Source organism: Streptomyces sp. NPDC096048 (genome assembly GCF_044763415.1).
GTDB lineage: Bacteria > Actinomycetota > Actinomycetes > Streptomycetales > Streptomycetaceae > Streptomyces.
Map to the genome: position 1 here is coordinate 131,368 of NZ_JBIWGG010000017.1, position 23,040 is coordinate 154,407.

Genomic DNA, 23,040 nt, shown 5'->3' on the forward strand with positions numbered 1-23,040 from the left:
CGCCTTGGAGAGGCCCGTCACCTGCACCGGAAGTGCCTCAGGCGGCCAGAACCTTGGTCAGCTCGGCAACCTGTTCGTCCTTGGAGAGCTGGTCCCCGCCGCTGGGGGGCGAGAACCAGAAGTTGACCTCATTGGCCACGTTCGCCGCGGCCTGGAGGTTGACGGCCACGGAGACGTTGACGGCGCCACCCAGGTTCACGGCGACGAGTACGTTGACGGCGAGGACAACGGTCGCGCACTGGCCCACGCCCTGCCCGGCGTCCGGGCCCTCGGCCTTCGCGGCCAACGACTTCATGATGTCCCGGGCCTCGTCGATACCGCTCTGGACCTTGTTCGGGTCGCCGGAGCGGAGCTTGGCCGCGAAGCTGCCGAAGAACTGCGGCCTTTCCTTCTGGATCTTGTCGAGAAGCGCCGTGGCAGCCCTCCTCTGCTCCGCCGTACTGTTCTGCTCGCGCAGGGCGGCCACGTCGACGAACTTGCCGGAGTCGGCGAGCTCCTGGGCCACATCGCCCTGGGCGAAGGTCAGGCCGGCGAAGAGCGCCCGCCCCTGCGCGGTGGCTTCGGCGGGGGTTGCGGCGGCCGCCGCGGCGTGTGTTCGGGGCGCCGCGGGGTTGGCCATGGCCCCTTGGACAGCGATGCCGCTCAGCGCGAGCACGGCAACGCCTGCCACGGCGACACTTGCGCGTCTGTGCATGTGTAACTCCCCGTCATCGATGGATGGTTACTTCCCGCGACGCTGTGATCACGGGCACCAACACGCTAACAACGACACCCGAAAGCGCTATCGATTTCCTGGGTGACGAGCCACCGAGGCGCAAGATCACGCCGTTCTCCGATCGCTGCACATCACATACGGGAATCCGGGAACACCATCCGAGATGTTCTAGTTGCAGGCGAACAAACAGATCGCCTGCAAACTACATAGAAGGGATGAGGCACACATGACGACCAGGGAAGCACCCCGCACCGGACTCGGGCGCCGCATCGTGTCGACCATCACGCCGTACGTCGTAGGCGCGGCCGTCACCGGCGTGGCCTTTCTGCTCTTCAGGGGCTCCTTCGCGGACGAGATCGCCACCCATTTCACGCTCGACGGGACAGCTGACGGATTCGCCTCCCCGGGAGCCGCATTTGGCCTGTATCTGATGATATTCGGAATCGAAGCCGCCGGTTCCGCAGCCGCGCTCCTTTCGATCAAAGGCCCTTGGACAGGACGTTCGCTGGCTGTCTTCTCGTGGGGACTGTCCGCGGCAACGGCCTACCTCTTCGTGGTGGTGATGCAGGCCAGTACTGACCTCCAAGGGGGGACGGCTCAGCTCCCGTCGTACCAGCTCGCCATCGCCGTCGTCGCCGGCCTCGCCGCAGGATCTGCGGCATGGCTGATCGGGCGGAGGCGTCCGTGAACCGGCCTCCGACACGCGGCACCGTCGCCGTCTGGCACCGCTCCGTGACATCCGGCTGGATGCTCGCGACCGGCGCGGTCGCTATGATCGGCCTGCTCGTCATCGCCGTCCTCGTCGGGGCGCACCGGCCCATGGCGCTCTGGCTGCTGATCATTCCCGCCGCCTTCCTGGCCACCGGAGCCGTCACCATCACGGTCTCCCCGAGCGGCGTGACCGCGGCTTCGACGTTGTTCCCTCTCCTGCGCCGACGGCTCCCCCTCGGCCGGATCGAGAGCGCCACAGCCCGCTGGACCCGACCCGCCGAACTTGGCGGCTGGGGTTACCGCTGGAACCAGGGCCTCAGCGCCGTCTCACTGCGCGAGGGCGACGCCCTCTGGATCACCCGCACCGACAAAAACCGGTTCGTCATCACCGTCGACGACGCCGAAACCGCCGCAGCCCTCCTCAACCAGCTACTCGACCAAGACAACGGAACCCAGTGACATGCTGGTCCAAATCGATCACGCCTCCCCGGTCAGCCTCGGCGAACAGGTCGCCGCAAGCGTCCGCCGCGCGGTCGCCGAAGGCACCCTCCGCAAGGGCCAGCGACTCCCCGCCGCTCGAGCCCTCGCCAAGACACTCGACATCAACATGCACACCGTGCTCCGCGGTTACCAGATCCTCAAGGAGGAACAGCTCATCGAGATGCGGCCTGGCCGGGGAGCAGTCGTCAGCGCCGCTGCCCCCGGCCACGCCCTCGCCGTCGACGCCTGCCGGCACTTCGTCCGCCTCGCACGGCAGGCGGGCCTGTCCGGCCCCGAAACCCTGAGCATGGTCCAAACCCAACTCCACGCCTGACGCAACCCCACATCAGAGCCAGGGCCCGCCCATGCCGAGGTCGGAACGCTTCCAAGCGAGTGAACCAACGCCGAAGGGCCCCACCTTCAGCACCCTGCCAATCCCTGCAACCATCGCCGCAATGCCCTGCGAGGGCGGCACATACGGACGGCAGCGCTCCAACGGCGAGCCCTGCCACAAAGGCGGCGCCGCCCCGCGCCGCCGCCCCGCCCCTCTCCGTACGGCTGTTGTGGCACCCTTTCTGTGAGGCCGCCCCTCGGTGCCGGCGGCACGCTCCGAGCTGCGCCACCTCACCCGCGCCCACGGAGCCGACCGGGCCGCGTGACCGGTCGCTCCGGTCCGACCAGGAGCACGAGGTTGCGGCAGGGGTTGCGCCTGTCTGTTGTGCTGGATGTTGCGCCAAGGGTGGTGCTAGGTGTTGCGCGGCCCGCAGGGCCGCCCCCGTGTCCGCGCAGGTCACCACGCCGTCTTGCCATGGTCGGCCTGCTGACATCCCCGTTGCGGCTGCTCTGCCCATGTCCCTTGGCTGGAGTGAAGGAGGAAGGGACGTGCGGGATGGGCGACGCGGCCGTGGCCGGGGATCGGGGGCGCTTGGCGGGTTGCGCGTCGGCTGGGGCCTCCGCGCGTGCCGCCGTCGTACTGCGAAGCTGTCAGGCGGGGGACGTCGGTGGGGGAGAGGGCGGGGCGGGCGCGGTGCCGGCGCGCGCGATGGCGCCACCGGCCGGAGGCGTCACGGGCGACATCGACGCCGACTTCCACCACCAGCCCGGGCTCGACCAACGTGACGCCCAGTCGCTCCCGGCTGCCCCATCCGGCGGAGAACGACCAGCCTGTCCACGGATGCCCGCGCCGTCCCGCCTCGAGCAGGCCGGCGACCGCGGTGCCTGCCGCTCGGGCGAGGGCCGTGGTGTGACCGACGTACTGGAGGCGGCCTTCGGCGTCGTACCTGCCGAGCAGCAGCGTCCGGGGCTGAGTCAGAGGGCCGGTGACCGCGCCGACGATCGCCTCACTTGTCTCGCGGACCTACTGGCGAAGAGACAGTATTCGATCCATGCACTATTCGCGCAGCGGTCCGTGGCAGACGGTGTGCAAGGCCCGCCGTATCGCCGATGCCGGAGCTACGGGCGAGCCTTCCTAGGCCGCTGTCCAGGGGCGCCGGTCCTCCGGCCTCTGGCGCGCCGTAGGAGAACCTGTATCCGGCGAAGTCGGCGAGATGGACGTAGCCGATGCGCTGGCAGAGGGCGTTGCTCGTGGGGTTGTCCGGGTCTGTGAACAGGACGACGTCCGTCGCCCCTGCATCCTGCGCCGCCCTACTCGCCTCGACCGTCACAGACGACGAAAGGCGGATCAGCGCGTCGGCTCAGACGTGCCGCGCGCCTGGTCGCGGCTGGCGACCACCAGGTATGCATCGCTCTCGGGGTCGAAGGTGGAGGACTGCACCGTAAGCCCGACACTGCGCAACTGCGCCACGAGGTCCTCGTAGCGGTAGGGCCAGATGGACAACCGCTCCGAGCAGGCTCGCACTGCACCATCCGGATCGATCTGGGCGACCACGATCTCGAGGAAGTGTTCCTGCTCCCAGCGCTGCTCGATCTGCCAGTAGTAGCTGACGACCGCCTCGCGGTCGTTGCGGCGGATGAGCCGATCACGGACGTCTACCCGTGAGCCGGCGGAGCGCACGAGTTCCCAGTTGCGTGAGTGGAGCACAAGGCGTCCGCCCGGATTCAGCAGCCGCGACATCGCTTCCAGTGCGGTCAGGCGCCCGGCTGCGCCCTCGGCGTGCCCGAGCGAGTTGCCGACGCAGAACACCAGATCGAACGTGGAGCCTTCCAGGTGGTCGGGCAGTTCGTCCCAGCTCGCGCGGAGGGCTCGAAGCGAGACACCCTGCTCGTCGGCGGCCTTCACGGTCCGGCGAACCATCCCGCTGCTGGCGTCTGCGGCGACCACGTCAAGGCCAAGACTCGCGAGACCGACGGCGAGCTGGCCGGTTCCACACGCACAGTCGAGGACGCGCGCGTTGGGCGGCAGAGAGCCCATGACATCGCTGTAGTAAACCGCGGCTGCCTTGGCAGGGGTCAATCTGTCGTCCCCGATCAGCCACTCGTACACGTCGGAGAGCGCCCCATAACCAGCCACCGCGATACCTCCATCACTTGACGACACGCGGGCTCCTCGCCTGCGATTCGGACCTTGCGCCTCGCACTGTGCCGGGCCGTGTCAGCGAAGCATCGAGCAGGACCCAACCACTTCCGACCGTTGAGACTCCACCGGATTTCGTGGGAAAGCACGACGCGCCGCACCGACTCAGGTTGTCACTCCGCCGGCGCCCCATCGGCCACGATGGCGACTGCGGCCCGCAAGCGCGCGTTCACTGCGGAGCGCTTTGCAGGCACGGACACCCAACCGAGCGGACGGTTCTCGTCCTTGCAGCCCGGGAAGCCGCTACGCGGCCGGGCTGTCTGTGGCCGGGGGCGGAGCCGCTTCTGTCGTAGGCGACGGAACATGCCCGTTGGACAAGCGTGCCTTTCGCCATGGCAGAAGCAGCGCGCTCGCCATGCACAGCAGGCCGGCGATGAGCAGGGCGCCGCGTACGCCTGCGGCGCCGGCGATGAGGCCGCCGGCGATCACGCATGCGGCCTGGCACGTCTTCGTGCCCACTGACCAGGAGGTGCCGACTCGGGACATGAAGGCGTCCGGTGTGGCCGCCATGCGGTAGGTGGCGAACGACGGGTTGAAGACCCCGGCGGAGAAGAGCAGGCCGAAGTCGGCGGCCACGATGACAAACAGGCCGAAGGCACCGGAGGGCGTCAGCGGCAGCAGGATCGTCCACAACGTACGTGCCACCCCGGACACCAGCAGAACGCGACGCTGTCCGAATCGCCGGGTGAAGAGCGGAGTCAGGCGCGAACCCAACACACCGCCCAGGCACGGCAGTCCCAGAGCGAGTCCGTACTGCCACGGCGCCAGACCGAGGTCATCCAGCATGAGGACGGCCATCAGCGGGGATGCCATCATGACGGATCCGCCGAAGAGCAGCGCGTTGAAGAACAGCGGCCGTAGTCCTGGGTGGCGCAGGAGGTACTGCCAACCGGCCGCGATGTCCCGACCCAGGTGAGCGGTGGCGGCACGTGCCGGTGGCGCGGATTCGGGCTGCCGGATACGACGGATCCCCACAGCCGATCCGAGGAAGGACAGCGCGTCGACCACCATCGTGGCCGCCGCGCCCAGTGCCCCGATCAGAAGCCCGCCGACGGGCGGGCCGGCACTGACGCTGATCCAGTTGGTCGTCTCAAACAGGCTGTTGGCACGAAGGCGGTGCTCGGGCAGGACAAGTGCCTTCAGATGCGCGCCACTCGCGGCGTCGAACGCGACAGACGCCGCCGTCTGGAGAACGCCGACGACACACAGGTGGGTGAAGGTGAGCTGGTCGAAAGCCATGGCGACAGGAACGCTGACCAGCAGCATGCAGCGGGCCAGATCGGCGGTGATCATGACCGGCCGTTTGTACTGGCGCTCGATTCGCACACCGAGCGGCAGCGCGATCAGCGCGCTGGCCACCGCAGACAACGCTGCGAGCACCGAGACCTGGAGTGCCGAGGAATCCAGCACCAGAAGGGCGAGCAGCGGCAACGCCCCCATGCCCACGGCACTGCCCGCTGCGCTGACCGCGTAGGCGCCCCACAACCGCCGGAAGTCCCGCCCGAGCGTGCTCCGCCGTACCAACCGAACCTCCCGAGACGCGCAGGCGCTCAGGGTAGTGAGGCGGACCAACGACCACCTCGTGATCAAGCCATCAAGGCTGGTCGGTCACAGGTCCCAAGCTTGCTGCCCAGTCCTATCAAAGCCTGACACGCACGCCTCAGTGAATCGTTGGGCGCGGGCGCGAGCGAGCTGCGGCCAGGTAGTCGGACCAGTTCTCGCCGGCCATGGCTGGGAAGCGTTCTGCGGTTCTCGGCTGGAGGCCGATCAAGTCGGAGAGAGTGCTAAGGGTTGTCCCGTAAATGATCTCCGGGTCGCCTCGGGCATGGTTGATCACGGTGAAGCCCGTTGATCTATCCGGTGAGGACGAGGTTGTGCATCCGGGCGATACCGAGCATGGCGTGGTGGACGCCGTCGCCTTTGAGGCGGCAGTCGCGGAGGATCTTCCAGGTATTCATGCGGGCGAAGACGTGCTCGACCCGTGCCCGGACCCGCTTGTGGGGCCTGTTGTGATCCTCTTTCCAGGCTGGGAGTTCGGTCTGGCCGCGCTCCCGACGGTGCGGGATGACGAGTCCGGTGCCCGGGTAGCCGCCATCGGCGATCGTGAGGGTCTTGCCGACGGCGGCCTTGGCGCCGGGCTCCTCCCATGCCTTGCAGTCGTTGCGGTTCCCGGCGAGCGGTCGGTCGACCACGACGATCAGGCGGGTGACGGCGTCGATGACGACCTGGTGGTTGGTGGAGTACCGATAGTTCTTCGACCGCTCGGCGATCGTGTGATCCCGGGTGGGGACCAGGGTGCCGTCCACGATGAGCACAGTGTTCTTGGCGAACCGCTTGCGGGGCCGAAGCGCGAGCAGGGGGCCGAGGTGGTTGATGACTCGACCGGCCGTGGACTTCGAAACGCCGAATAACGAAGCGAGCTGTCGCAACGTCAGGTGGGTACGCCAATAGGCCGTGACCAATAACACCCGGTCCTCCAGCGGCAGGCTCCACGGCCGGCCTCGGTGGACTGCATCTGCTCCATCGCGCCGCAGTGTGGTCAGCAGCTTGCCGAAACAGTGCGGGCTCAGCCCTGCGAATGGGGCTATCCAGGACGGCTCCGAGGCCGTGATCACACCAGGCACGACAGAGATCATTTACGACCGGCACCATCTGGCGGCAGTCTCAGCCGAGGAGGTCCTTCCAGAACGGCACGGACGCCTGCGGAGCCCAAGGCGCATCCTCGTCAACCTTACTGAACTCGCGGTCGATGTAATCGGCCAGATCGTGGCCGTAGCAGATGATGTCGGTTCCCCACACCGACAAGACCGGATGCCCCGGGGTGTGGCGACCCGCAGGTATGAAGCGGTGCGCGTATACGGGAACGAGTTGCGGCGCTTGCGCAAGTACCACTCGGGTCACCTCCACGGCCTCATCATTGGTGGCGGGACGCGCCCCCAGGGCCGGATGCCAGCTGCCATGAGCGACGTCGGCCAGCACCTCTCGTGCGGGCCACTCCAGCCGATGGCGCAGGTCGTCTAGATCCGCGTGACGCCAGTCGGGCCAGGGCTGCTGCCACGTTGCGCCTTCCTCGGGAGGTGAGGCAACAGGCAGCCCTCCCGTCAGGAAGGCACGATGCTCTGGGGAGAACTCAAACCCATAGGTCGCCTCGATCCGGCTGAACTCTTCATCCGTGAGCCCTGGAGCTATCTCACAGCAGTCCGCCTCAGCCAACCGCCGCGCGGCCTCCGCACCCAACCGAGCGCTATCAGTGTCGATCACTCCGGCACCGTACGCACACTGCTCGCACGGCATCGCCACTTTTCGAACACCGGCATGGGCTTCCAGGTCGTTGCGGGACAGCCCTTACTGAGTTTTTCGTTAGTTCTGTGGTGGTGGGGGCTTCGGTGGTGTGAGCATGATGGTGTGTCTTCCAAGCCGCAGGATGCTGTTGCTGATGTCTCCGTTCTGCCGTTGACGCGGCCGCAGTTGGCCGAGGCCCGTCGCATGCGCGCGGCCGAGTTGTTCGAGCAGAGACGTCCTTCATCCGAGGTTGCCCGGGCAGTGGGGATGCACCCGGAGAGTGTGCGCCGGTGGAAACGCCTGTGGGAGCAGGGCGGGGCTCAGGCGCTGCGGCGGCGTCCGGCTACCGGTCGGCCGCCCAAGCTGGACGACGTCCAGGTCGAAGCGGTTCGGACTGCGCTGGAGCAGGGCGCCCGGGCGCACGGGTTCGAGGCGGACCTGTGGACCTTGGAACGGGTCGGTGTGGTGGTTGAGCGGGTGACCGGGGTGACGTTGGCCCGGGCCTCGGTATGGCGTCTGCTGACCGGGCGGCTGGGATGGAGTCTGCAGCGGCCCAGGCGCCAGGCCGTCGAGCGGGACGAGTGCGAGATCGCCCGATGGGTCGCCCACGAGTGGCCACGCATCAAAAAGGGGCGGTGAAGAAACGTGCCTGGATCGTGTTCCTCGACGAATCAGGCGTATCGCTGCTGCCCGAGGTGCGTCGCACCTACGCACCCCGCGGCCGCACCCCTAGTCTGCGGCACCGGCTGAACTGGAAACGAGCTTCGATGGCCGCCGCGCTGGGCTACCACGCCGCCGACCCCGAACGCGGCCCGCGGCTGTGCTTCCACCTCAAGCCGGGCAGCTACGACACCACTTCCCTGATCGATGTGCTGGAACAGATCAAGACCTTCTACGCCGGTGAGCCGGTGGTGCTGGTATGGGACGGACTGTCCGCCCACTGGAGCCGGGGCATGCGGGCCTGGGCGGCCGAGCAGGACTGGCTGACGCTTGAGCGGCTGCCGGCCTATGCACCCGAACTCAACCCGGTCGAACTGCTGTGGTCGGCCATCAAGACCCGCGAGCTGGCCAACCTCGCCGGCGACCACCTCGCTGATGTCGCCGACGCCGCCGAACGCGGCATCCACCGAGTCTGCGCCAGCGAGCAACTCCCGTGGTCCTTCCTCACCCACACCGGCCTGACCATTCATCCCCAAACACCACAGAACTAACGAAAAACTCAGTAGGGGTGGTTCTGTACAGGGGTACCGGGTGCGAAGTGGTCGACGGCTGCGGTCAGCTGATCTGTGTTGAGGCACCACCCGTTCACTGCCCGGGAGGACAGTACGACGTCGGCCGATACAGGAACGAGACGCCTTATGGCAGCGCGCGCCTTCGGGCCATCCCCCGGCAAAGGGGGAGCGTCCTTCCGCCGCGTGACTCCGACGTATGGCAGGGACGTGCCGCCCTCGGTTTGGCGCCAGAGCACGAAGCCGGTGATGTCATCCCAGGGCACATGAGTGGTGGTAGCCCTATATCTGGCGGGGCTTCCGCCGAGGAGCACCCCCGTCTCGTCTACCCTGAGCGCGACCTTGCCGCTCATTGCTGTGTACGCCATGAACAGCCCACCCGCGCCGAACAGCGGCAAGCCCAGTATCTGCCCGAGCAACGGTATGTCCGGCAGCAGAAGTACCGCGGTGAAGACAGCGGAGAGCGCCACGATCCCGGCCGTGCGCCGATCCCAGCCGTAACGTGCCTGATACACGGGCGAAGATCTGTCAGTCATGACGGAATCCTGGCAATGTCCGGATCTTAGGGGAAGCCCTTCGGTGGTGGCGCTCAAGATTCGTTGACACAAGCTCAAGCTACGATGACACAGGACACCCGGAGCGCCCCGAGCCTCGCTTCAGGCCCGAATCGACGTGACAGCGTGACACCCGGGCCCAGCGGGCCCGGACGGGTCTGTCCTGTGACAGCGAACCTGGACCGATTGACACCGGGGTTGGACCACCTATGGCGAGAATGGTGCTCATGCAGAGCAACGAGGAGGACATAGAGCCAGCGGACGGGATACGGTTGTCCGACGAGGCGGCTGAGGACCTCTCCAAGCTGGTGAGTGACCTGACGGGACTGATGGTCTCGGTGAAGGTCGAGGCGGAAGCTCCCGTAGCGGGGGCGGCCGTCCGGTTCGCTGAGCGAATTCGTGCAGAAGTCGGCCAACCGGATTGCCGCATCCAGGAAGACAGCGACGGTGCAGACGCGGTGCTGGGACCTATCAGCGGGGACGACGACGATCCTGGGCCCGCGTTGAGAGCCGCGATGACCGCTCTCGGTGGCAACTGGGGGGATGTTACCGTCACGACGTACACCGCGGGGCCGGTGCACTACGTCGTCCGCGCCGCCGAACAGAGCCCGGACGAGGCCGGTGCCACACGGATCCATCTATGGGCGGCAAGCGCATGGGCACTCGTCCGTTACGCCGAAGAACACGGATGAGCTCCCGCGCGCCGCGCCATCAGGCAACACACTGACCAGCGGCGGGACCGGTCCGGCTTCGATGGCAAACGGTCCAGGTTCACTGTCACAGGACAGGGTCATCACGCTCCGCTCACACCCTCGCGTCAGTGAACCTCTGCCATCTTGGTGTGTGCTGGTCGAGGGGGCTGGTGTGATCGTTGAGGGTGCTGCTCGGGCTGGTCGTGGGCGGTAGCCCTGCGTCTTTGCCTGGCCGTTTCCAGGTCGCTGGCTCGGGCGGGTTCGTAGGCTCGCGGGATGACGGAGATCGCCGAAGTGTCCGCCCATATCGCCGCCCTGCGTACCAGGCTGGACGAGGAGGACGATCAGCAGCCGAGGGTAAGCCGGAGGCCGAAGCCCGCGATGACCGTACCGCTGATCCGATCGAGAATCCGACGTACGGCCGGACGCCGAAGGTTTGCGGAGTGTTGGCCATCCCGAGAGCTCGGGGTGGCCAGGGCGTTCTCGTCGACTGGGTTCAGATGAGCTGTGTCCTGCCAAGGCTTTCGGTGTCTTCGTCGCCGGTGGCGGCTGCCTGCGCGTACCTCAAGGCACTCGTGGTGACAGTCTCTCCGAAGCACACGGACCAGGAGTTCGCCCCGACTCCTGACTTGGGGCAGGACCAGGTGGTGCCCTGCCAGACGCCGGCGGAGTTGTACAGGCTGACGGTGGCCGAGACGCGATAGAGGTTGTCTTGGTTGTTACGTACTATCACCGCGCCTTGTACGGAACCGCCGCTTGCTGACCTGATCACGCAGACCTGTGCGCCGACGTTGGTGTCGAGCCTTACGGTGCTGGCGCATTTCCACGTGCTGGAGCTGGAGGTGATCGGGTTTGTGTTGCCGTAGGCACGCCAGCTGCCGTCGGTGGCTGAGGCTGGTCCGGCAGTTGCCAGGCTGAGTCCGATTGCGGCCGTGATGGTGGCTGTGGTTCCCGCGAACAGCCGTGCAAATCGCATGTGGTTGCCTTCCGGTTTTCTTTCTGGGATTCGGGCGGCCGTGGCAGTTTGCGGACCACCGGCAAGAGGTCGTGTTGCTCCCGGGGCCGATCAGGGACTGCCCGTGGAAGTCCTCAGTATGGAAGGTCGCTGCCGCCGGCTGCACCTGCAACTATTCAGGGTCTTGCGGCTGCAGCTCGCGGGCCGATCGGTGATAGGAGCCGCACCGTAGTGAGGTGGTGACGGCGAAGTGTCGGGTCCACGTCGTCCTGCTGGACGGCACCCTGATCCGCACCCGACTCCGCACCGGGAAGGACAACCGCCGCCACTACAGCGGGAAACATAAGGCTCACGGTCTGCTCTTCCTCGCGCTCACCGACGACAGGGGCCGGCTGCTGTGGCTGTCGGCGGCCCGCCGGGACGCTCCTCGGAGATCACCACCGCCCGCTACAACAAACTCGTCGAGCACCTGCATGCCCACGAGTTGGACGCGATCGGCGACCTCGGCTTCGTCGGTCTGGACACCGTTCCGGACAATCCCGTGGTCATCACCGGTTACAAGGCCGCCCGCATCAAGCCCCTCACCTTGGCGAAGAGGCAGGTCAACGAGCTGATCGCGTCCGTCCGCGCGGTCTGCGAGCACGCCTTCGCCCACCTCAAGAACTGGCGCATCCTCACCAAGCTGCGGATCTCGCCCCACCACGCGACCACGCTGCTGCGGGCCTTGCTCGTGCTAACCCGCACCGAAGTCGCCCCTGCCGGACGATCTTCAACTACGACAAGCGCCCTCGACCAGCACGAGTCCACGCTCGCCAACCCACACCAACCCCAGTGACCTGCGGATTCGAAGTTGGTGGATCTTCAGTGAAACACGAAGCCCCAGCACCTGAACAGCCACGGGTGAACAATGGACCTGTGTCATCAACCCATCGTTTCCCCAGGTCGTCGGGACCGTCTGTGCCACTGTTCAGCTGTGTCATCTGTGTCATCTGTGTCACCAGGCGGGGTTATGCCCGTACCGTCCCGGAGCGCCCCGCCTCGGCGATACGGTGGTGGCACACGCCAGATGACAGCCCAGGAGCCCCGGATGAGCGAGCAGCCGGCCCCCGCGCCCGCTCCCGACCGCCAGCCCCTCGATGAGAACGCCGCCGCGTCCGTCCGCGCCTACGCGGCCGACCAACGCGCCCGGGTCGACCTCCTCGCCTCGGTCATCGAGGACATCGCGGAGCACGGCTACCCGGCCGCGGAGTCCGGTGTGCTGTGGGAGGAAGCCCGCGACGCCCACCTGGAGCGCCTCACCGGTGAGCAGCCCCGTGTTGCCTGAGCATGAGGCCGCGCCGCTCCCAGGTCGTCCTGGTGGAGCCCGCCCTGAGTCAGCTGGCGAAACTGACGGCGACCGAGACACACCGTCTGGACCGCGCGTTCGTCGCGATCAGCGTCAACCTCGAGCTGGGCACGCCGGTACCTGACACCCTGCTGCGCGACTACGTCGACGACATCGACGGGGGCCGCGTCATCTACTACGTCACGGCCCTTCGGCAGATCACGATCGTCGCGTACGTTGAGGCGTAGGGGCCTCCCGAGCACCCATGCAGCGCCCCGGACCATCAGGTGGTCCGGGGCGCTGCTGCATCCCGCTGCACGTTGCAGCGCGCGGTGCTGCTCGGTGGCCGCGCCGGAGCAGCCGGGCGCGGACGCTGCGCGACCGGCGCCCGGGCGGCACGCGGGTGCTGCCCGTGCAGCAGGCCGCGTGCTGCAACGCAGCGGCGCCGTGCAGCGACCTGTCGTCGGTCTGCTGCACAGCGCCGCTGCCCGTGGCCCACTTCTCCATCTCGCTCGGGTCCTTCTTCAGCAGAGTGTCGTGGCGGGACTGGGCGGTGGCCCGGGTGACGCCCATGGAGCTCGCCAGCGCGCCGTACGAGCCGCCCTGCGCGGCGTGCTGGCGTGCGGTCGCGTCCCGGACGCCTTCCAGGCGATTGAGCAGTCCCGTGGTCACCGTGATGGTCGTGGCCAAGTCGTCGGTGCTCGTCCCGCCGGCGCGCAGCTGCGCGAGGCCGCGCATGACGGTGCCGAGCAGCATGGCGTGCTGCCCGACGTCGTCGCCCAGCGCCTGGGCGTCGTCGGTGGAGAGCGGGATGGTGAGGTCGGGGACGGGGTCGGTGGTCATCGGCGGCCTTCCAGGGGCAGGGGCAGGGGCGGGTGCTGGGCTGGGTTCTAGAGCCATTTGAAGGCACGCCGGACGTCGCCCGCGGCCCCGGCGAGGTTGTCGGCGTGCAGCCGCTCGCCGAAGTCGTACGGGTCGGCGGCGGACTCCATGACTCGCTCGGAGGCGGTGTCGAAGACGCTGGCGAATGCCTCGTGGACACCGGCGGCCTTGAGGGCCTGGACGATGTCGTCGTGGTCGGCACCTCCGCGCCGGACAGCGTCGGCGAGCAGGTTGAGCGCGGCGGCCGCCGCCGGGGCGAGCACGGCCAGGCCCTTGCCGGTGGTGCCTGCGGTTCGTTCGGCCGCCGTCTCGACGCTGCTGATCCGGGCGAGGGCCGTCGACTGCTGCTCCATGGGGAACTCCATTCCGGTGCGTGGGTGCGAGAGGGGGCGGCTGTGGTGACCGAGGTCGCCAGAGAGCGATGACATTCCGGGTCGGCGGCCCCGGCAGCACACGGGTCAGGCGGTCCGGCTGAGGTAGCCGGCAGCGGTGTCGAGGTGTCGTGGGCGACCTTCGCAGCCTCGCGGGCAGCGGCCAGATGCTCGCTGATGGCTTACGCGTCGCGCAGCGCGTACGTCAACGTGACCATCTCGTCAGCCGCAGCGCGCACCGCCTGGTCCTCGATGAGCAGCCGCAGCGCGGGCCTCGATCCGCTCGGAGCCGGCCTGCTTGAGGACGGCGTCCCGCGCGGCCCCTAACCAATATCCACCGACGGAACCGCCGCAAGGACGCACACCAGCCTACAAAGCCCGCCCAGCACTCCAGAGCGCGAAGGACCCACACCGTGATCCCCCGCAACTGGCCAGGCATCAACGAGGCCGACATCGCCCAGCTGGCCAACGTGCCCATCGCCACCTGGCGGCGCCGTGACGCCCCCGCCTTCCGACAACGCGTAACCCAGCCTCTTCCCCCACAGCCGCATCCTGCTCTACGACCGCGCCCAAGCTACCGCCTACCTCGCCGGTCACCGCCTCCCCGAACTGCCCGCCGGCGAACACTCCGACGACCTCCTCAACGACCAGGAGGCGCCGAACTCGGCATCACCGCCAGCACCGTCCGCGCTTACGCCACGCAGGGCTACCTCCCCCGGCACGACCGTCTACAGCGTTCGTGTCTGGACCCGCCGCGACATCACCGAGCGCCGCGCCAACCCACCCGGACTGGGTCGAGGAGGCGGACGCCCGCCAGGCGCTGCAACGGGTCCCCGCAAAGCTCACCCCTATGAAGGCGCCCCCCGCCTGCGCACCGCCACCGAAGCCCTCCAGGCCACCGCCGAGTCCCTCCGCCATTCCATCGCGGCATCCCTGGCCCAACGGCACGGAGGATGCACGCGCACCTGGGAACGACTCCTCGCCCAAGCCCGGCCGGATGCGCATCCACGGATGCTATAGAGTGAGGTGAGCAACGCTCTGACCTGCAGTTTCAGGTGATATGCGGCTCAAAGGTGGCAATGCTCTATGTGTCGGCTGAGGGTAGCTCCAGGCGATGCAGAGAGACCCAGCCCGGCGGCAACCGGGCTGGGCCCTCCACGCAGTTCACGAGCCCGGTCGAATCCGCCGTCAGGCGCCAGCGCAGCTTCGTGCCGACCCACTCGGCGATGTACCGGCAGTGCGCCTCGGCGGTCGCCGGCATTACTGGGCCGGGTCCTGATCGGCCTTGGACCGGTTCGAGCGGGTCGTGACAGTTACCAACGACGCAGCCGCACCCTGGTCGTTGGCGTACGCCTCACGCCGCTGGGCCGTCCACGAGGCGGCGCCGCTGTCGCAGCTCTCGGCCAGAGGCACCATGTGGTCGGTCTCCAGGCCGGAGGCGGAGGCCACCGATACCTGGTCGTAGTAAGACCACCAGCTTCCGCCCGACAGTCGGCATCGGGGCCCGACCGTAGGAAGTTCGACGGCCTCGGCGATGAGAATTTCGTTGCGGGTGGAGCAGCCGTCGGACGGATCGGCGCCGCTGTTCCAATGGCGGAAGGCATCGCGGTCATATCCTTCACGGGACTCGGTCGCGACGGGCAGGACGGCGAGGAACGCGGCGGCCAGGCCGTGCAGTACAGAAGTGAGCAAGCACCGTTATAGCGGCCAGCGACGGGGCGCGATCATCGGTTCGCCGAGTGCGCCGTCCGTGTGAGTGCAATGGTCATACCGGACTCCAGCCCCGACGTGGCCGCAGCTGACCATTGGACGAGCCGAACTGCTCCCCGTGGTGAGTGCGTGGAGTTGGTCAAGCGGCAGCCGCCAGCCGCGGTCTTCCGGCCGCCGTGGCCGGCGACCGAAGCCGGTACCCGACTACGGGGCACGGGTCGCGGTCGAAACGCTTGTCACTCGAGATGCTCCGGCGCGCAGCGGCGCGGAAATCGATCCCCTGAGGGCTCGCTGCGCAGGGGACGGTTGCAGGCGGGGTCGGATGCCGCGACGTCCGCAGTTCCGTTCGCAGGATCATCAGTCGTCTTCGACGTCGAGCGGGGACGGGTCGCTTTCCCAGGCCAGATCGAGGACGTATCGTTCTGTATGGGGGGTGTGCCGCCAGTCGTCCGGAAGGCGGGCTTCCGGCCCGGATGCGGCCAGATCGCGCAGCGTCGCTTTGTGATAACTGCCCATGGCCTGGCGGCCGGTCCACCAGGCGGTTCCCCGGTACACGCCTGGGCGGGGCAGGGTCATGTCCCCGGCGGGACCGTAGCTGAGCTGGTTGACGACCAGGGCTCCGGTCTCGGACTCGAGGGTGATGGCGGCGTGGCCTTCGACGTCACCCGGAGCAGGGGGAGGTGCGTCCCAGATGCGGATGTCGACCTGGGCGGGGATGTCGGCCTGAAGGCTGTAGAGGTACAGGTGGTAGCCGTTGCCGGCCACCACCTGCCGGCGTGCGGCGCCCATGGCGGCTTCGTCGTCGAGGTAGGCGTCGGCGTCATACACCTCGATGAAGCGGCGGCCTGGAACGGCGTTGACGCTGTACTCGGACAGGAGCCCCATGAACGGGCCTTTCTCTCATTGCCTGTTTCTGAGCTGGGCATGACATGACTACCTGCGGCGTCTGGGCGTTTGCCCAGCTCAGAGTTCGAACGGCGGGGTTTGGGTGGCGGGGGCGGTTGGTCGACTGCTGCTTAGCACCACACCCGGCTCATATTCGGTGCCGTGAGGCTCCGTCCTGCCGGCGGTAGAGGTCGCGCAGCAGGGAAATTTCGGCGCCGTGATGGATCAGCTCCCTGTTGACGTGCAGGACCCTGTTTTCCATGGGAAACGGCTCGGGACTCATCGCGGGCGGATTGTCTAGGTCGGCGTCCGAGAGTTCTCGGACCCCCGCGTTCCATCTCCCGTACATCTCATCGAGTTGTTTTAGCGCCTCGTCAGCGGTCCCCGCGTAGGTGAACGTCTCGGCGTCGAAGCCCTGGCCGTCGAAGTACCATTCGACCCGACAGGCCAGGCACGAAACGATGATGTGCGCCAGCCGCCAGGCAATCGTGGTCACCGGCGCCGGCGCCGGCTCCGGGGCAGGGGACGCGAAGTCCATTGTCCACTCCCCTGAACCCGCCGACATCGGTGCGGCTGACGTGCCACGTGGGCGGATGCTCCAGCAGCAGCGCACCGGCTCCCAGAAGTACTCCTCGTCGGTAAGACCGTCCAGCCGTGGCCGCAGGTTCTTGCGCCAGTACCAGTCCAACTGCTCCGCGAGCCGCTCGCTTCTTGTCATTGCCGCACACTACAGACCGTCGAGCAGAGCGTGCCGGCTTGGTGGACGCAGGAAGACTCCGGCTATGTCGTCCGGCAGCGCGACCTGGGATTTCTGGGCAACAGGACACCGGTATCGATGTTGCCGGTTGCGCTGATGAAGTCGTCGTGGTGCGAGAATTGGGCTGACTTGGCCGCGACCTGGTCCTCGCGGGTCAGTTCCTCCACGACCCGGACCTTGTCCTCGTCCTTGACCTGCGCGACGACCTCCGGCCGCCGCAGCAGGTCGCCGGTGACACGTCCCGCGACCCCGTCGTCCTTGGCGAGCGAGTGGATCGCGCTGACCTTCTCCTGCGGGGTGACGGGCTTGACGACTTGGCGTCCGACCCGCCGGTTGGCCGAGTCCGGCGTCCAACGGGACTTACCCTCAGGCAGGTTGAGGATGGTGGTGAACCGTTCCTCGTCGTCGGCGATGGCCGCAAGGATGTTGTGGACCGTGAACGACACTCCTGGAACCCGCCGCTCCTTCGGCCACTTCGACGCGGTCCACCGGGCCTTGTCCACCATCGCGTAGGACAGCCCGATGTCTCGGCCAGGCGGAACAACGAGTCCTTGACCCTGAACAGCGCGTCGCTCCGCTCCTGGCCGCCGGCCTCGCGCATCGGCTCGTCTTTGAGTGCGTAGTCGCCGACCGTGAACTGGATCCGGCGGCGGTCTCCACCAGTTTCCGCAGCTCGGCCACCATCTCCGCGTACCGGTTCACGCTGCCGACCTTGTCGGCGCTCTCGATCTCTTCGGTCATGGGCTTCTCACCCTCAACCCACCCGTGGCACGGCTTGGGGCCGCGCCGCGTACCCGTCTACGACCAGGCCCAGGCGCACGCTTTCCTCAACGGGCAGCCCATCCCCCGCTGCCCACCGAGTCACACCCCAACGATCCACTCAACGACGAGGAAGCCGCAGCCCTGCTCGGAGTGACACCCAGCACCGTCCGCGCCTACGCCAGCCAGGGCTACCTCCCACGAGACGCAACCGTCTACAGCCTCTGCCGCTGGACCCGCCGGGACATCGAGACTCGCCGCGACACCCCTCCCCGCCAGGGGAGGGCGGCGGACGCCCCCTCGGCACAGCCCACGCCTACGAAGGCGACCTCCGGCGTGGGTGGGTGGCGTGGACGAGGTGATGGACAGGGCAGCGAGGAGCGCGGCGACCAGGCGCGTAGCACAGAGGTGACCATGTGCCGTTGATTGCGGCCGGCGACGGGGCGCGGTCATCGGTCGTCGAGTGCGCCGCCCGTGTGAGTGCAATGGTCATACCGGGACCGACCTCGACGTGGCCGTGATGGGGGTGGGCGAGGAGGCCGGCATCCGCCGGGGTCGGTCGTCAGGGGAGCCGGGTGGTGCCCCCGCTCCGGGCGCCCGGCCGGCCCCCTGCCATCGTCGGCTGCCCCGGTGCCCCTGCGGTCGGTGGGCCCCCCGGCCCGGTCTCATGTGCAGGGGTGGCCGTCTCTACGCTGCCCGGTCCCAGTCTTCGGGGATGGTGTCCTCCTCAGGAGGGGGCTGTATGGCCTTCTCGCGGGCGCGGAGCATAGCCCAGGCCGGGACGGCGAGGCTGGTGAGGTACCAGGGCAGCGGCCACACGCAGGACCACCATGGTGCTCGAGGGGCGAGGGCGAGGTCGAGTGCGGCGGTGGTCATGCCGGCGGCGAGGGTCCAGCACAGCAGGCGTCCGGTCCGCTGGACGGCGCGGGTGATCCAGGGTGTGGTGGGGGAGTGGCGGCGGGTGGGGCTGGAGCAGGGCATGCGTCTGCCCAGAGCGTTCATCGGGGAACGTCCTTCAACAGCAGGGGTGGTTGCCGCGGGCTGGGGGACCACGCATGCAGGACGGAGAAAGTGTGCATTCCGTGAAGCCGCATGCGTAGCGATGCCTCACACCCGCCATATGGTCTGAGACAACTTGCCTGGCCAGGGCCTTGCGCCCATGACCGGCAACGTTGATCGGTGAGCGCCGCCCGACAGCGCAGGGGGCAGGCCTGAACCTGGCCGGAAGCGGCTGGTCGCTGACCGTTTGTTCTATGAGGAAGGCCCAGGTCGCAGCTGCTCGGTCAAAGTGGCAGTCGAGATCGATAACAGAACCATCAATTCCGCCCGCACCGCATGGCGGTTGAGGTGGTAAAGCTCTGATTTGCCGCGCTGAAGCGGCGGGGCTCATTCCGGCGCGCATGCAGCAGGCGTTCGAGGGGACGCCGTGCCGGTTTGTGGGTTTCTTGTGACAGCTTGTGTGCCGCTGGTGGCCACCTGAGTCACCTGTTCTGACTGCCCGTCTGACTTCCTGTGGGGGGAAGCTGATGCACTCGCGTGCTGCGCGCACGCCGTTTCGGCGTGCCCGGAGAACACACAGAACCGCTCTGGTCTCGGCGATCACCTCGGCCGCCGTGGTGATCGCGGCCGCGCCCGGCCTGGCGGCCGGTCCGAAGCCCAGGCTGCCGGAGCCGGAGAGTCCGTGGACGAAGCCGACGAAGGTCGAGGCTCCCGCGACGCCGGCCGGCCCGGTCAAGGCGCCGGAGTCGGAGGCGGAGGCGAGACCGTCGGCGGAGGTCGCGGCCTGGCGGGCGGCGCAGAAGGCCCGCGCTACGGGAGAGGAGCCTGCCAAGAGCTCCCCATCCCGCTCGGCGGCTGCCGCGGACGCCGCGGCGGCCGCCAGCTACCTGCCCGAGGGGCAGGGCGAAGTGCCCTGGCACCAGATCCTCGACACCCGCCTGAACGATGCCCTGGTCGCGCGGGTGAACGTCTCCAACGGCAACCTGATGCTCGCCGCCACGGACTTCGATATCGCCGGTGTCGGCCGTAAGCTCCAGCTCACCCGCACCTACAACTCCCTCGAGGCGCCGTGGGGGAAGGTGTCGCAGCGCTGGTGGCAGGGATACGAGCGCTACCTGCAGATCAACGACGGTGAGGTGGACGTCTTCGACGCCACCGGCAGCCTGCTGCGCTTCACCGCGAACGCGGACGGCACCTACACGACGCCGACGGGCTACTCGAAGGATCTGAAGAGGAACGCGGACGGCACCTACACCCTCACCGACCGCAAGTCCGGCACCAGGGACACCTACAACGAGCACGGCACCCTCACCAAGGTGACGGACAAGAACGACGGCACGATCACCGTCGACCAGCACGACGAAGGCGCCGAGCACAAGGGCTTCAAGCTCACCGAGACCCGCTCCGGACGCTGGATCGACCTGGTCAAGACGGACGCGAGCCAGTGGCAGGCCAAGGACCACACCGGCCGCACCGCCGTCCTCGACCTCGACGAGGCCGGCAATCTCGCCAGGGTCACCGACACCGCCGGCAAGGCCACCGCCTACGAGCACGACTCCTCCCGCCGGGTGACGAAGGTGACCACGCCCGAGGGCACGGTCACCCTGTTCACCTACGATGCCCACAACCGCGTCACTTCCATGCAACGGGTCACCGGCACGTCGGGCAGCGGTCACACGGGGCCGACCTGGCGCTACGACTACAGCGCGGCCACCCCGTCGGACGCGGGTACGACGACGGTGACGGACCCGGACGGTGACGAGACGGTCTACACGCACAACGCGGACGGTGAGGTCACCAAGGTCACCGACCCGCTCGGCCACTCCCGCCACTCCACGTACAAGAACCACCTCACCCAGACCGCGATCGACGCGATGGGCACCGGCGCGGACGGCACGGGCGGCAACACCACCACCTACGGCTGGGACGCCCGCAACAACCCCGTCTCCCAGAAGCTGCCGATGGGCGCAACGGCGTCCGTGTCGGCGTACCAGACGATCGCGGGCACCGACCTGCCCAGCGACATGACCGGCGCCAACGGCCGCAAGGACTCCTTCAAGTACGACACGAACGGCAACACCCTGTCGGTCACCACTACAGGCACCGCTGGCGCGACCCGTGAGTACACCTACAACAAGGACACCCCGACCTGCGGAGGGTTCGAAGGCCAGCGCTGCACCGCCAAGGACGGCAACGGCAAGGTCACCTCGTTCACCTACGACGGTCACGGCAACCTGGTCAAGGTGAAGCCGCCGGCACCGCTGGGGGAGACCACGTACACGTACGACGCGCTGGGCCGGGTGGAGACGGTCAAGGACGGCCGCGGCATCACCGCCGTCTACGGCTACGACTCCCGCGACCGCGTGCGCGAGGTCTCCTCGACCAACTTCACCGTCACCTACTCCTACGACGGCGACGGCAACGTCAAGACCCGCACGGACGCCTCCGGCACCACGAAGTGGGCGTACGACAAGCTCAACCGCGAGAGCGTGCGCACGCTGCAGAACGGCGCCCAGACCGCGCTCGCCTACACCCCCGGCGGCGACGTCGACCACTACACCGACCCGACCGGCACGACCGACTACACCTGGGACAAGGCCGGCCGCCTCGACCACCTGACCGCGCCGGACGGCAAGAAGACCGACTTCGGCTACAACAACAACGACAAGCGCACCAAGACCGTCTATCCCGGCGGCACCACCCAGTCCGTCACCATCGACGACAACGGCCGCCCCCAGCGGATCAAGACCACCTCCGGCACCCAGACCTTCATCGACCTCGCCTACAGCTACAAGAACACCGCGGGCAAGGACACCACCAAGATCCGCACCCGCACCGACAACCTCACCAACTACACCACCACCTACGACTACGACTCCCAGGACCGTCTCCGCTACGCCCTGGAGGCCGACGCCGCGGGTGCGCGGAGGGCGTCGTGGCTGTACTGCTGGGACGACGCCGGCAACCTCAAGAGCCGGGACGGCAGCAAGAACACCTGCCCCGGCGGCACGAGGTACACCTACAACGACGCGAGCGAGTTGACCGCGAAGAACGGCTCCACCGCAGGCTGGTCCTACGACAAGCTCGGAAACGAGACCGCCGCCGCAGGCAACACGCCGCGCACCGGTGAGACCTGGACCGACTCCAGCCAGTTGGCCGGCATCACCGCGGGCGGCAAGAGCTACGACCTGGTCCACGCCGGCACCACCAACGCCGAACGCACCAAGCTCGGCGACACGTGGTTCCACCACACCGCCCTGGGCCTCGCCTCCACCACCACCAACGGCGTCGACACCGGATTCATCCGCGAACCCGCGGGCACGCTGAACTCCATGACGACTGGGGGGAAGTCCTACTACTACCTCACCGACGCCACCGGCAACGTCCTCGGCCTCGCCGACGCCACCGGCAAGCGCACCCACACCTACGCGTACAGCCCCACCGGCCTGCCGCGCACGACGCCGACGGAGTCCGTCCCCCAGCCGTACCGCTACGCGGGCGCGTACGCCGACCCGACCGGCCTGTACAAGATGGGCCACCGCTACTACGACCCCACCCTCGGCCGATTCACCCAGCCCGACCCCAGCGGACAGGAAAACAATCGCTACCTGTACGCCGAAGGCGACCCCGTCAACCGAACCGACCCCACCGGGCTCTTCAGCCTGGATGAGTTCCTCGACACGGGCAGTAGCGTTTTCGGAGCGCTGAGCGGTTGCTATTCGGGTATTCAGGCAGCCGCACAGTCGGGCTTCATAACCGCGGGCACCGTGCTGGGCGGTGGCGTGGGGGGTGTCGCAGCAGGAGCGGTTGGCTGCGTCACGGGAGGAGCCATCGGATACTTCGGTGGGGAATTGATCGTGTAAGCACAGGCTGGCGTGCGAGCGGTCAATTCAGGTTCTGCCGCGTCGTGGCACCAGGGCGACTGGTGACTCGATGCGGCAGCCGCATCCTCGAAGGTTGAGTTCTGAGTATTCCGCTGGAAGATAGGAAATGTTTGTGAGTATGAAGGTGAAGTTTCAGATATTCATTGCAGTGGGCTATGTGGCCAGCATCGCCATGCTGGTGACCGGGTTCACGGCAGACGGAATAAATAAGGCGGTTGCGTTCACCCTCGGAGTCGTCGGCGCCTGCGCGTCGGTCGTGCTGACTTTCCTCACATGGCGTGGCTCGAGAAAAGGGAAATCTTTGTATTGATCAGAAAC

25 protein-coding genes and 2 pseudogenes are annotated in these 23,040 nt (G+C 67.7%); 12 read left to right on the plus strand and 15 right to left on the minus strand.

Annotated elements, in window-relative coordinates:
* Positions 1-37 precede the first annotated feature (37 nt).
* Positions 38-694 (minus strand): sporulation delaying protein family toxin, encoded by a 657-nt coding sequence (locus ACIQ6R_RS35475; RefSeq protein ID WP_404226021.1) that lies wholly within the window; start codon positions 692-694, stop codon positions 38-40.
* Positions 695-941: 247 nt separating this feature from the next.
* Between ACIQ6R_RS35475 and ACIQ6R_RS35480 the strand changes: the two genes are divergently transcribed.
* From ACIQ6R_RS35480 to ACIQ6R_RS35490, 3 genes are read left to right on the plus strand one after another with little or no spacing between them, the layout of a single operon-like run.
* Positions 942-1,403 (plus strand): DUF1648 domain-containing protein, encoded by a 462-nt coding sequence (locus ACIQ6R_RS35480; protein WP_404186923.1) that lies wholly within the window; start codon positions 942-944, stop codon positions 1,401-1,403.
* The gene (locus tag ACIQ6R_RS35485) at positions 1,376-1,885 is read left to right on the plus strand and encodes a hypothetical protein (protein WP_404186924.1); all 510 of its coding nucleotides are present in this window, start codon (positions 1,376-1,378) and stop codon (positions 1,883-1,885) included. Before ACIQ6R_RS35480 ends, ACIQ6R_RS35485 begins: the two co-directional genes overlap by 28 nt.
* Before the next feature lies 1 nt (position 1,886).
* Positions 1,887-2,240, plus strand: a complete 354-nt coding sequence (locus tag ACIQ6R_RS35490; protein ID WP_404226023.1) for a GntR family transcriptional regulator — start codon at positions 1,887-1,889, stop codon at positions 2,238-2,240.
* A 1,183-nt stretch (positions 2,241-3,423) separates the two neighbouring features.
* Here ACIQ6R_RS35490 and ACIQ6R_RS35495 read toward each other — a convergent pair.
* The 5 genes and pseudogenes from ACIQ6R_RS35495 to ACIQ6R_RS35515 all read right to left on the minus strand — a co-directional run.
* Positions 3,424-3,579 (minus strand): annotated as a pseudogene (locus ACIQ6R_RS35495) (GNAT family N-acetyltransferase); the annotation flags it as partial.
* An 8-nt stretch (positions 3,580-3,587) separates the two neighbouring features.
* Positions 3,588-4,376, minus strand: coding sequence for a class I SAM-dependent methyltransferase (locus tag ACIQ6R_RS35500; RefSeq protein ID WP_404226024.1), 789 nt, complete (start codon positions 4,374-4,376; stop codon positions 3,588-3,590).
* 306 nt (positions 4,377-4,682) lie between these two features.
* Positions 4,683-5,963 (minus strand): MFS transporter, encoded by a 1,281-nt coding sequence (locus ACIQ6R_RS35505; RefSeq protein WP_404226026.1) that lies wholly within the window; start codon positions 5,961-5,963, stop codon positions 4,683-4,685.
* A 329-nt stretch (positions 5,964-6,292) separates the two neighbouring features.
* Complete coding sequence (locus ACIQ6R_RS35510) at positions 6,293-7,063, minus strand: transposase (RefSeq protein ID WP_404226084.1); 771 nt, start codon at positions 7,061-7,063, stop codon at positions 6,293-6,295.
* 40 nt (positions 7,064-7,103) lie between these two features.
* The gene (locus ACIQ6R_RS35515; protein WP_404226027.1) at positions 7,104-7,700 is read right to left on the minus strand and encodes a hypothetical protein; all 597 of its coding nucleotides are present in this window, start codon (positions 7,698-7,700) and stop codon (positions 7,104-7,106) included.
* A 144-nt stretch (positions 7,701-7,844) separates the two neighbouring features.
* Here ACIQ6R_RS35515 and ACIQ6R_RS35520 point away from each other — a divergent pair, with 144 nt between their 5' ends.
* Both ACIQ6R_RS35520 and ACIQ6R_RS35525 read left to right on the plus strand, forming a co-directional pair.
* The gene (locus tag ACIQ6R_RS35520) at positions 7,845-8,360 is read left to right on the plus strand and encodes a winged helix-turn-helix domain-containing protein (protein WP_404226029.1); all 516 of its coding nucleotides are present in this window, start codon (positions 7,845-7,847) and stop codon (positions 8,358-8,360) included.
* Positions 8,357-8,932, plus strand: a complete 576-nt coding sequence (locus ACIQ6R_RS35525; RefSeq protein WP_404226030.1) for a transposase — start codon at positions 8,357-8,359, stop codon at positions 8,930-8,932. The genes ACIQ6R_RS35520 and ACIQ6R_RS35525 overlap by 4 nt, the downstream gene beginning before the upstream one ends.
* Positions 8,933-8,940: 8 nt before the next feature.
* On the opposite strand, the gene ACIQ6R_RS35530 is transcribed toward ACIQ6R_RS35525, so the two are convergent.
* On the minus strand, positions 8,941-9,486 hold the full coding sequence (locus ACIQ6R_RS35530; RefSeq protein WP_404226032.1) for a hypothetical protein: 546 nt from the start codon (positions 9,484-9,486) through the stop codon (positions 8,941-8,943).
* A 245-nt stretch (positions 9,487-9,731) separates the two neighbouring features.
* Here ACIQ6R_RS35530 and ACIQ6R_RS35535 point away from each other — a divergent pair, with 245 nt between their 5' ends.
* On the plus strand, positions 9,732-10,196 hold the full coding sequence (locus tag ACIQ6R_RS35535) for a hypothetical protein (RefSeq protein WP_404226034.1): 465 nt from the start codon (positions 9,732-9,734) through the stop codon (positions 10,194-10,196).
* Positions 10,197-10,692: 496 nt separating this feature from the next.
* On the opposite strand, the gene ACIQ6R_RS35540 is transcribed toward ACIQ6R_RS35535, so the two are convergent.
* Positions 10,693-11,172 carry a hypothetical protein gene (locus ACIQ6R_RS35540; protein ID WP_404226036.1) on the minus strand — a complete coding sequence of 160 codons (480 nt, stop codon included), beginning with the start codon at positions 11,170-11,172 and terminating at the stop codon, positions 10,693-10,695.
* A 376-nt stretch (positions 11,173-11,548) separates the two neighbouring features.
* On the opposite strand from ACIQ6R_RS35540, the gene ACIQ6R_RS35545 reads away from it, so the two are divergent.
* The 3 genes from ACIQ6R_RS35545 (at position 11,549) to ACIQ6R_RS35555 (ending at position 12,723) form a co-directional block, all read left to right on the plus strand.
* Entirely contained in the window at positions 11,549-11,986 is a 438-nt protein-coding gene (locus ACIQ6R_RS35545; protein WP_404226038.1) for a transposase family protein, read from the plus strand.
* 252 nt (positions 11,987-12,238) lie between these two features.
* Positions 12,239-12,475 carry a hypothetical protein gene (locus ACIQ6R_RS35550; protein ID WP_404226040.1) on the plus strand — a complete coding sequence of 79 codons (237 nt, stop codon included), beginning with the start codon at positions 12,239-12,241 and terminating at the stop codon, positions 12,473-12,475.
* Between the two features lie 2 nt (positions 12,476-12,477).
* Positions 12,478-12,723, plus strand: coding sequence for a hypothetical protein (locus ACIQ6R_RS35555; protein ID WP_404226042.1), 246 nt, complete (start codon positions 12,478-12,480; stop codon positions 12,721-12,723).
* Here the strand turns inward: ACIQ6R_RS35555 and ACIQ6R_RS35560 are convergent.
* Both ACIQ6R_RS35560 and ACIQ6R_RS35565 read right to left on the minus strand, forming a co-directional pair.
* On the minus strand, positions 12,695-13,318 hold the full coding sequence (locus ACIQ6R_RS35560; RefSeq protein WP_404226044.1) for a hypothetical protein: 624 nt from the start codon (positions 13,316-13,318) through the stop codon (positions 12,695-12,697). The genes ACIQ6R_RS35555 and ACIQ6R_RS35560 overlap by 29 nt on opposite strands.
* Before the next feature lie 47 nt (positions 13,319-13,365).
* Positions 13,366-13,710: a hypothetical protein gene (locus tag ACIQ6R_RS35565; RefSeq protein ID WP_404226046.1), complete on the minus strand. Its 345-nt coding sequence runs from the start codon at positions 13,708-13,710 to the stop codon at positions 13,366-13,368.
* Positions 13,711-13,905: 195 nt separating this feature from the next.
* On the opposite strand from ACIQ6R_RS35565, the gene ACIQ6R_RS35570 reads away from it, so the two are divergent.
* Positions 13,906-14,055, plus strand: coding sequence for a hypothetical protein (locus ACIQ6R_RS35570; RefSeq protein ID WP_404226048.1), 150 nt, complete (start codon positions 13,906-13,908; stop codon positions 14,053-14,055).
* A gap of 757 nt (positions 14,056-14,812) precedes the next feature.
* Here the strand turns inward: ACIQ6R_RS35570 and ACIQ6R_RS35575 are convergent.
* The 5 genes and pseudogenes from ACIQ6R_RS35575 to ACIQ6R_RS35595 all read right to left on the minus strand — a co-directional run bounded on the left by ACIQ6R_RS35575 (position 14,813) and on the right by ACIQ6R_RS35595 (position 18,841).
* Positions 14,813-15,420, minus strand: a pseudogene (locus tag ACIQ6R_RS35575) (DUF1524 domain-containing protein).
* 375 nt (positions 15,421-15,795) lie between these two features.
* Positions 15,796-16,323: a hypothetical protein gene (locus ACIQ6R_RS35580; RefSeq protein ID WP_404226049.1), complete on the minus strand. Its 528-nt coding sequence runs from the start codon at positions 16,321-16,323 to the stop codon at positions 15,796-15,798.
* A gap of 148 nt (positions 16,324-16,471) precedes the next feature.
* Positions 16,472-17,041 carry a DinB family protein gene (locus ACIQ6R_RS35585; protein WP_404226050.1) on the minus strand — a complete coding sequence of 190 codons (570 nt, stop codon included), beginning with the start codon at positions 17,039-17,041 and terminating at the stop codon, positions 16,472-16,474.
* A gap of 62 nt (positions 17,042-17,103) precedes the next feature.
* Positions 17,104-17,526 carry a DUF6192 family protein gene (locus ACIQ6R_RS35590; RefSeq protein WP_404226051.1) on the minus strand — a complete coding sequence of 141 codons (423 nt, stop codon included), beginning with the start codon at positions 17,524-17,526 and terminating at the stop codon, positions 17,104-17,106.
* Positions 17,527-18,526: 1,000 nt separating this feature from the next.
* The gene (locus ACIQ6R_RS35595; RefSeq protein WP_404226052.1) at positions 18,527-18,841 is read right to left on the minus strand and encodes a hypothetical protein; all 315 of its coding nucleotides are present in this window, start codon (positions 18,839-18,841) and stop codon (positions 18,527-18,529) included.
* A 611-nt stretch (positions 18,842-19,452) separates the two neighbouring features.
* Here ACIQ6R_RS35595 and ACIQ6R_RS35600 point away from each other — a divergent pair.
* Complete coding sequence (locus tag ACIQ6R_RS35600) at positions 19,453-22,701, plus strand: RHS repeat-associated core domain-containing protein (RefSeq protein WP_404226053.1); 3,249 nt, start codon at positions 19,453-19,455, stop codon at positions 22,699-22,701.
* Positions 22,702-22,834: 133 nt separating this feature from the next.
* Positions 22,835-23,032: a hypothetical protein gene (locus ACIQ6R_RS35605; RefSeq protein ID WP_404226055.1), complete on the plus strand. Its 198-nt coding sequence runs from the start codon at positions 22,835-22,837 to the stop codon at positions 23,030-23,032.
* Positions 23,033-23,040 lie beyond the last annotated feature (8 nt).

What these genes read in the sequence shown, in the direction of transcription:
- ACIQ6R_RS35580 (WP_404226049.1), bottom strand. Translation starts at nt 16,323, where the DNA reads ATGGGGCTCCTGTCCGAGTACAGCGTCAACGCCGTTCCAGGCCGCCGC.
- ACIQ6R_RS35485 (WP_404186924.1), top strand. Translation starts at nt 1,376, where the DNA reads ATGGCTGATCGGGCGGAGGCGTCCGTGAACCGGCCTCCGACACGCGGC.
- ACIQ6R_RS35475 (WP_404226021.1), bottom strand. Translation starts at nt 694, where the DNA reads ATGCACAGACGCGCAAGTGTCGCCGTGGCAGGCGTTGCCGTGCTCGCG.
- ACIQ6R_RS35595 (WP_404226052.1), bottom strand. Translation starts at nt 18,841, where the DNA reads ATGAACGCTCTGGGCAGACGCATGCCCTGCTCCAGCCCCACCCGCCGC.
- ACIQ6R_RS35530 (WP_404226032.1), bottom strand. Translation starts at nt 9,486, where the DNA reads ATGACTGACAGATCTTCGCCCGTGTATCAGGCACGTTACGGCTGGGAT.
- ACIQ6R_RS35550 (WP_404226040.1), top strand. Translation starts at nt 12,239, where the DNA reads ATGAGCGAGCAGCCGGCCCCCGCGCCCGCTCCCGACCGCCAGCCCCTC.
- ACIQ6R_RS35565 (WP_404226046.1), bottom strand. Translation starts at nt 13,710, where the DNA reads ATGGAGCAGCAGTCGACGGCCCTCGCCCGGATCAGCAGCGTCGAGACG.
- ACIQ6R_RS35560 (WP_404226044.1), bottom strand. Translation starts at nt 13,318, where the DNA reads ATGACCACCGACCCCGTCCCCGACCTCACCATCCCGCTCTCCACCGAC.
- ACIQ6R_RS35585 (WP_404226050.1), bottom strand. Translation starts at nt 17,041, where the DNA reads ATGACAAGAAGCGAGCGGCTCGCGGAGCAGTTGGACTGGTACTGGCGC.
- ACIQ6R_RS35535 (WP_404226034.1), top strand. Translation starts at nt 9,732, where the DNA reads ATGCAGAGCAACGAGGAGGACATAGAGCCAGCGGACGGGATACGGTTG.
- ACIQ6R_RS35490 (WP_404226023.1), top strand. Translation starts at nt 1,887, where the DNA reads ATGCTGGTCCAAATCGATCACGCCTCCCCGGTCAGCCTCGGCGAACAG.
- ACIQ6R_RS35570 (WP_404226048.1), top strand. Translation starts at nt 13,906, where the DNA reads ATGGCTTACGCGTCGCGCAGCGCGTACGTCAACGTGACCATCTCGTCA.
- ACIQ6R_RS35480 (WP_404186923.1), top strand. Translation starts at nt 942, where the DNA reads ATGACGACCAGGGAAGCACCCCGCACCGGACTCGGGCGCCGCATCGTG.
- ACIQ6R_RS35555 (WP_404226042.1), top strand. Translation starts at nt 12,478, where the DNA reads ATGAGGCCGCGCCGCTCCCAGGTCGTCCTGGTGGAGCCCGCCCTGAGT.
- ACIQ6R_RS35540 (WP_404226036.1), bottom strand. Translation starts at nt 11,172, where the DNA reads ATGCGATTTGCACGGCTGTTCGCGGGAACCACAGCCACCATCACGGCC.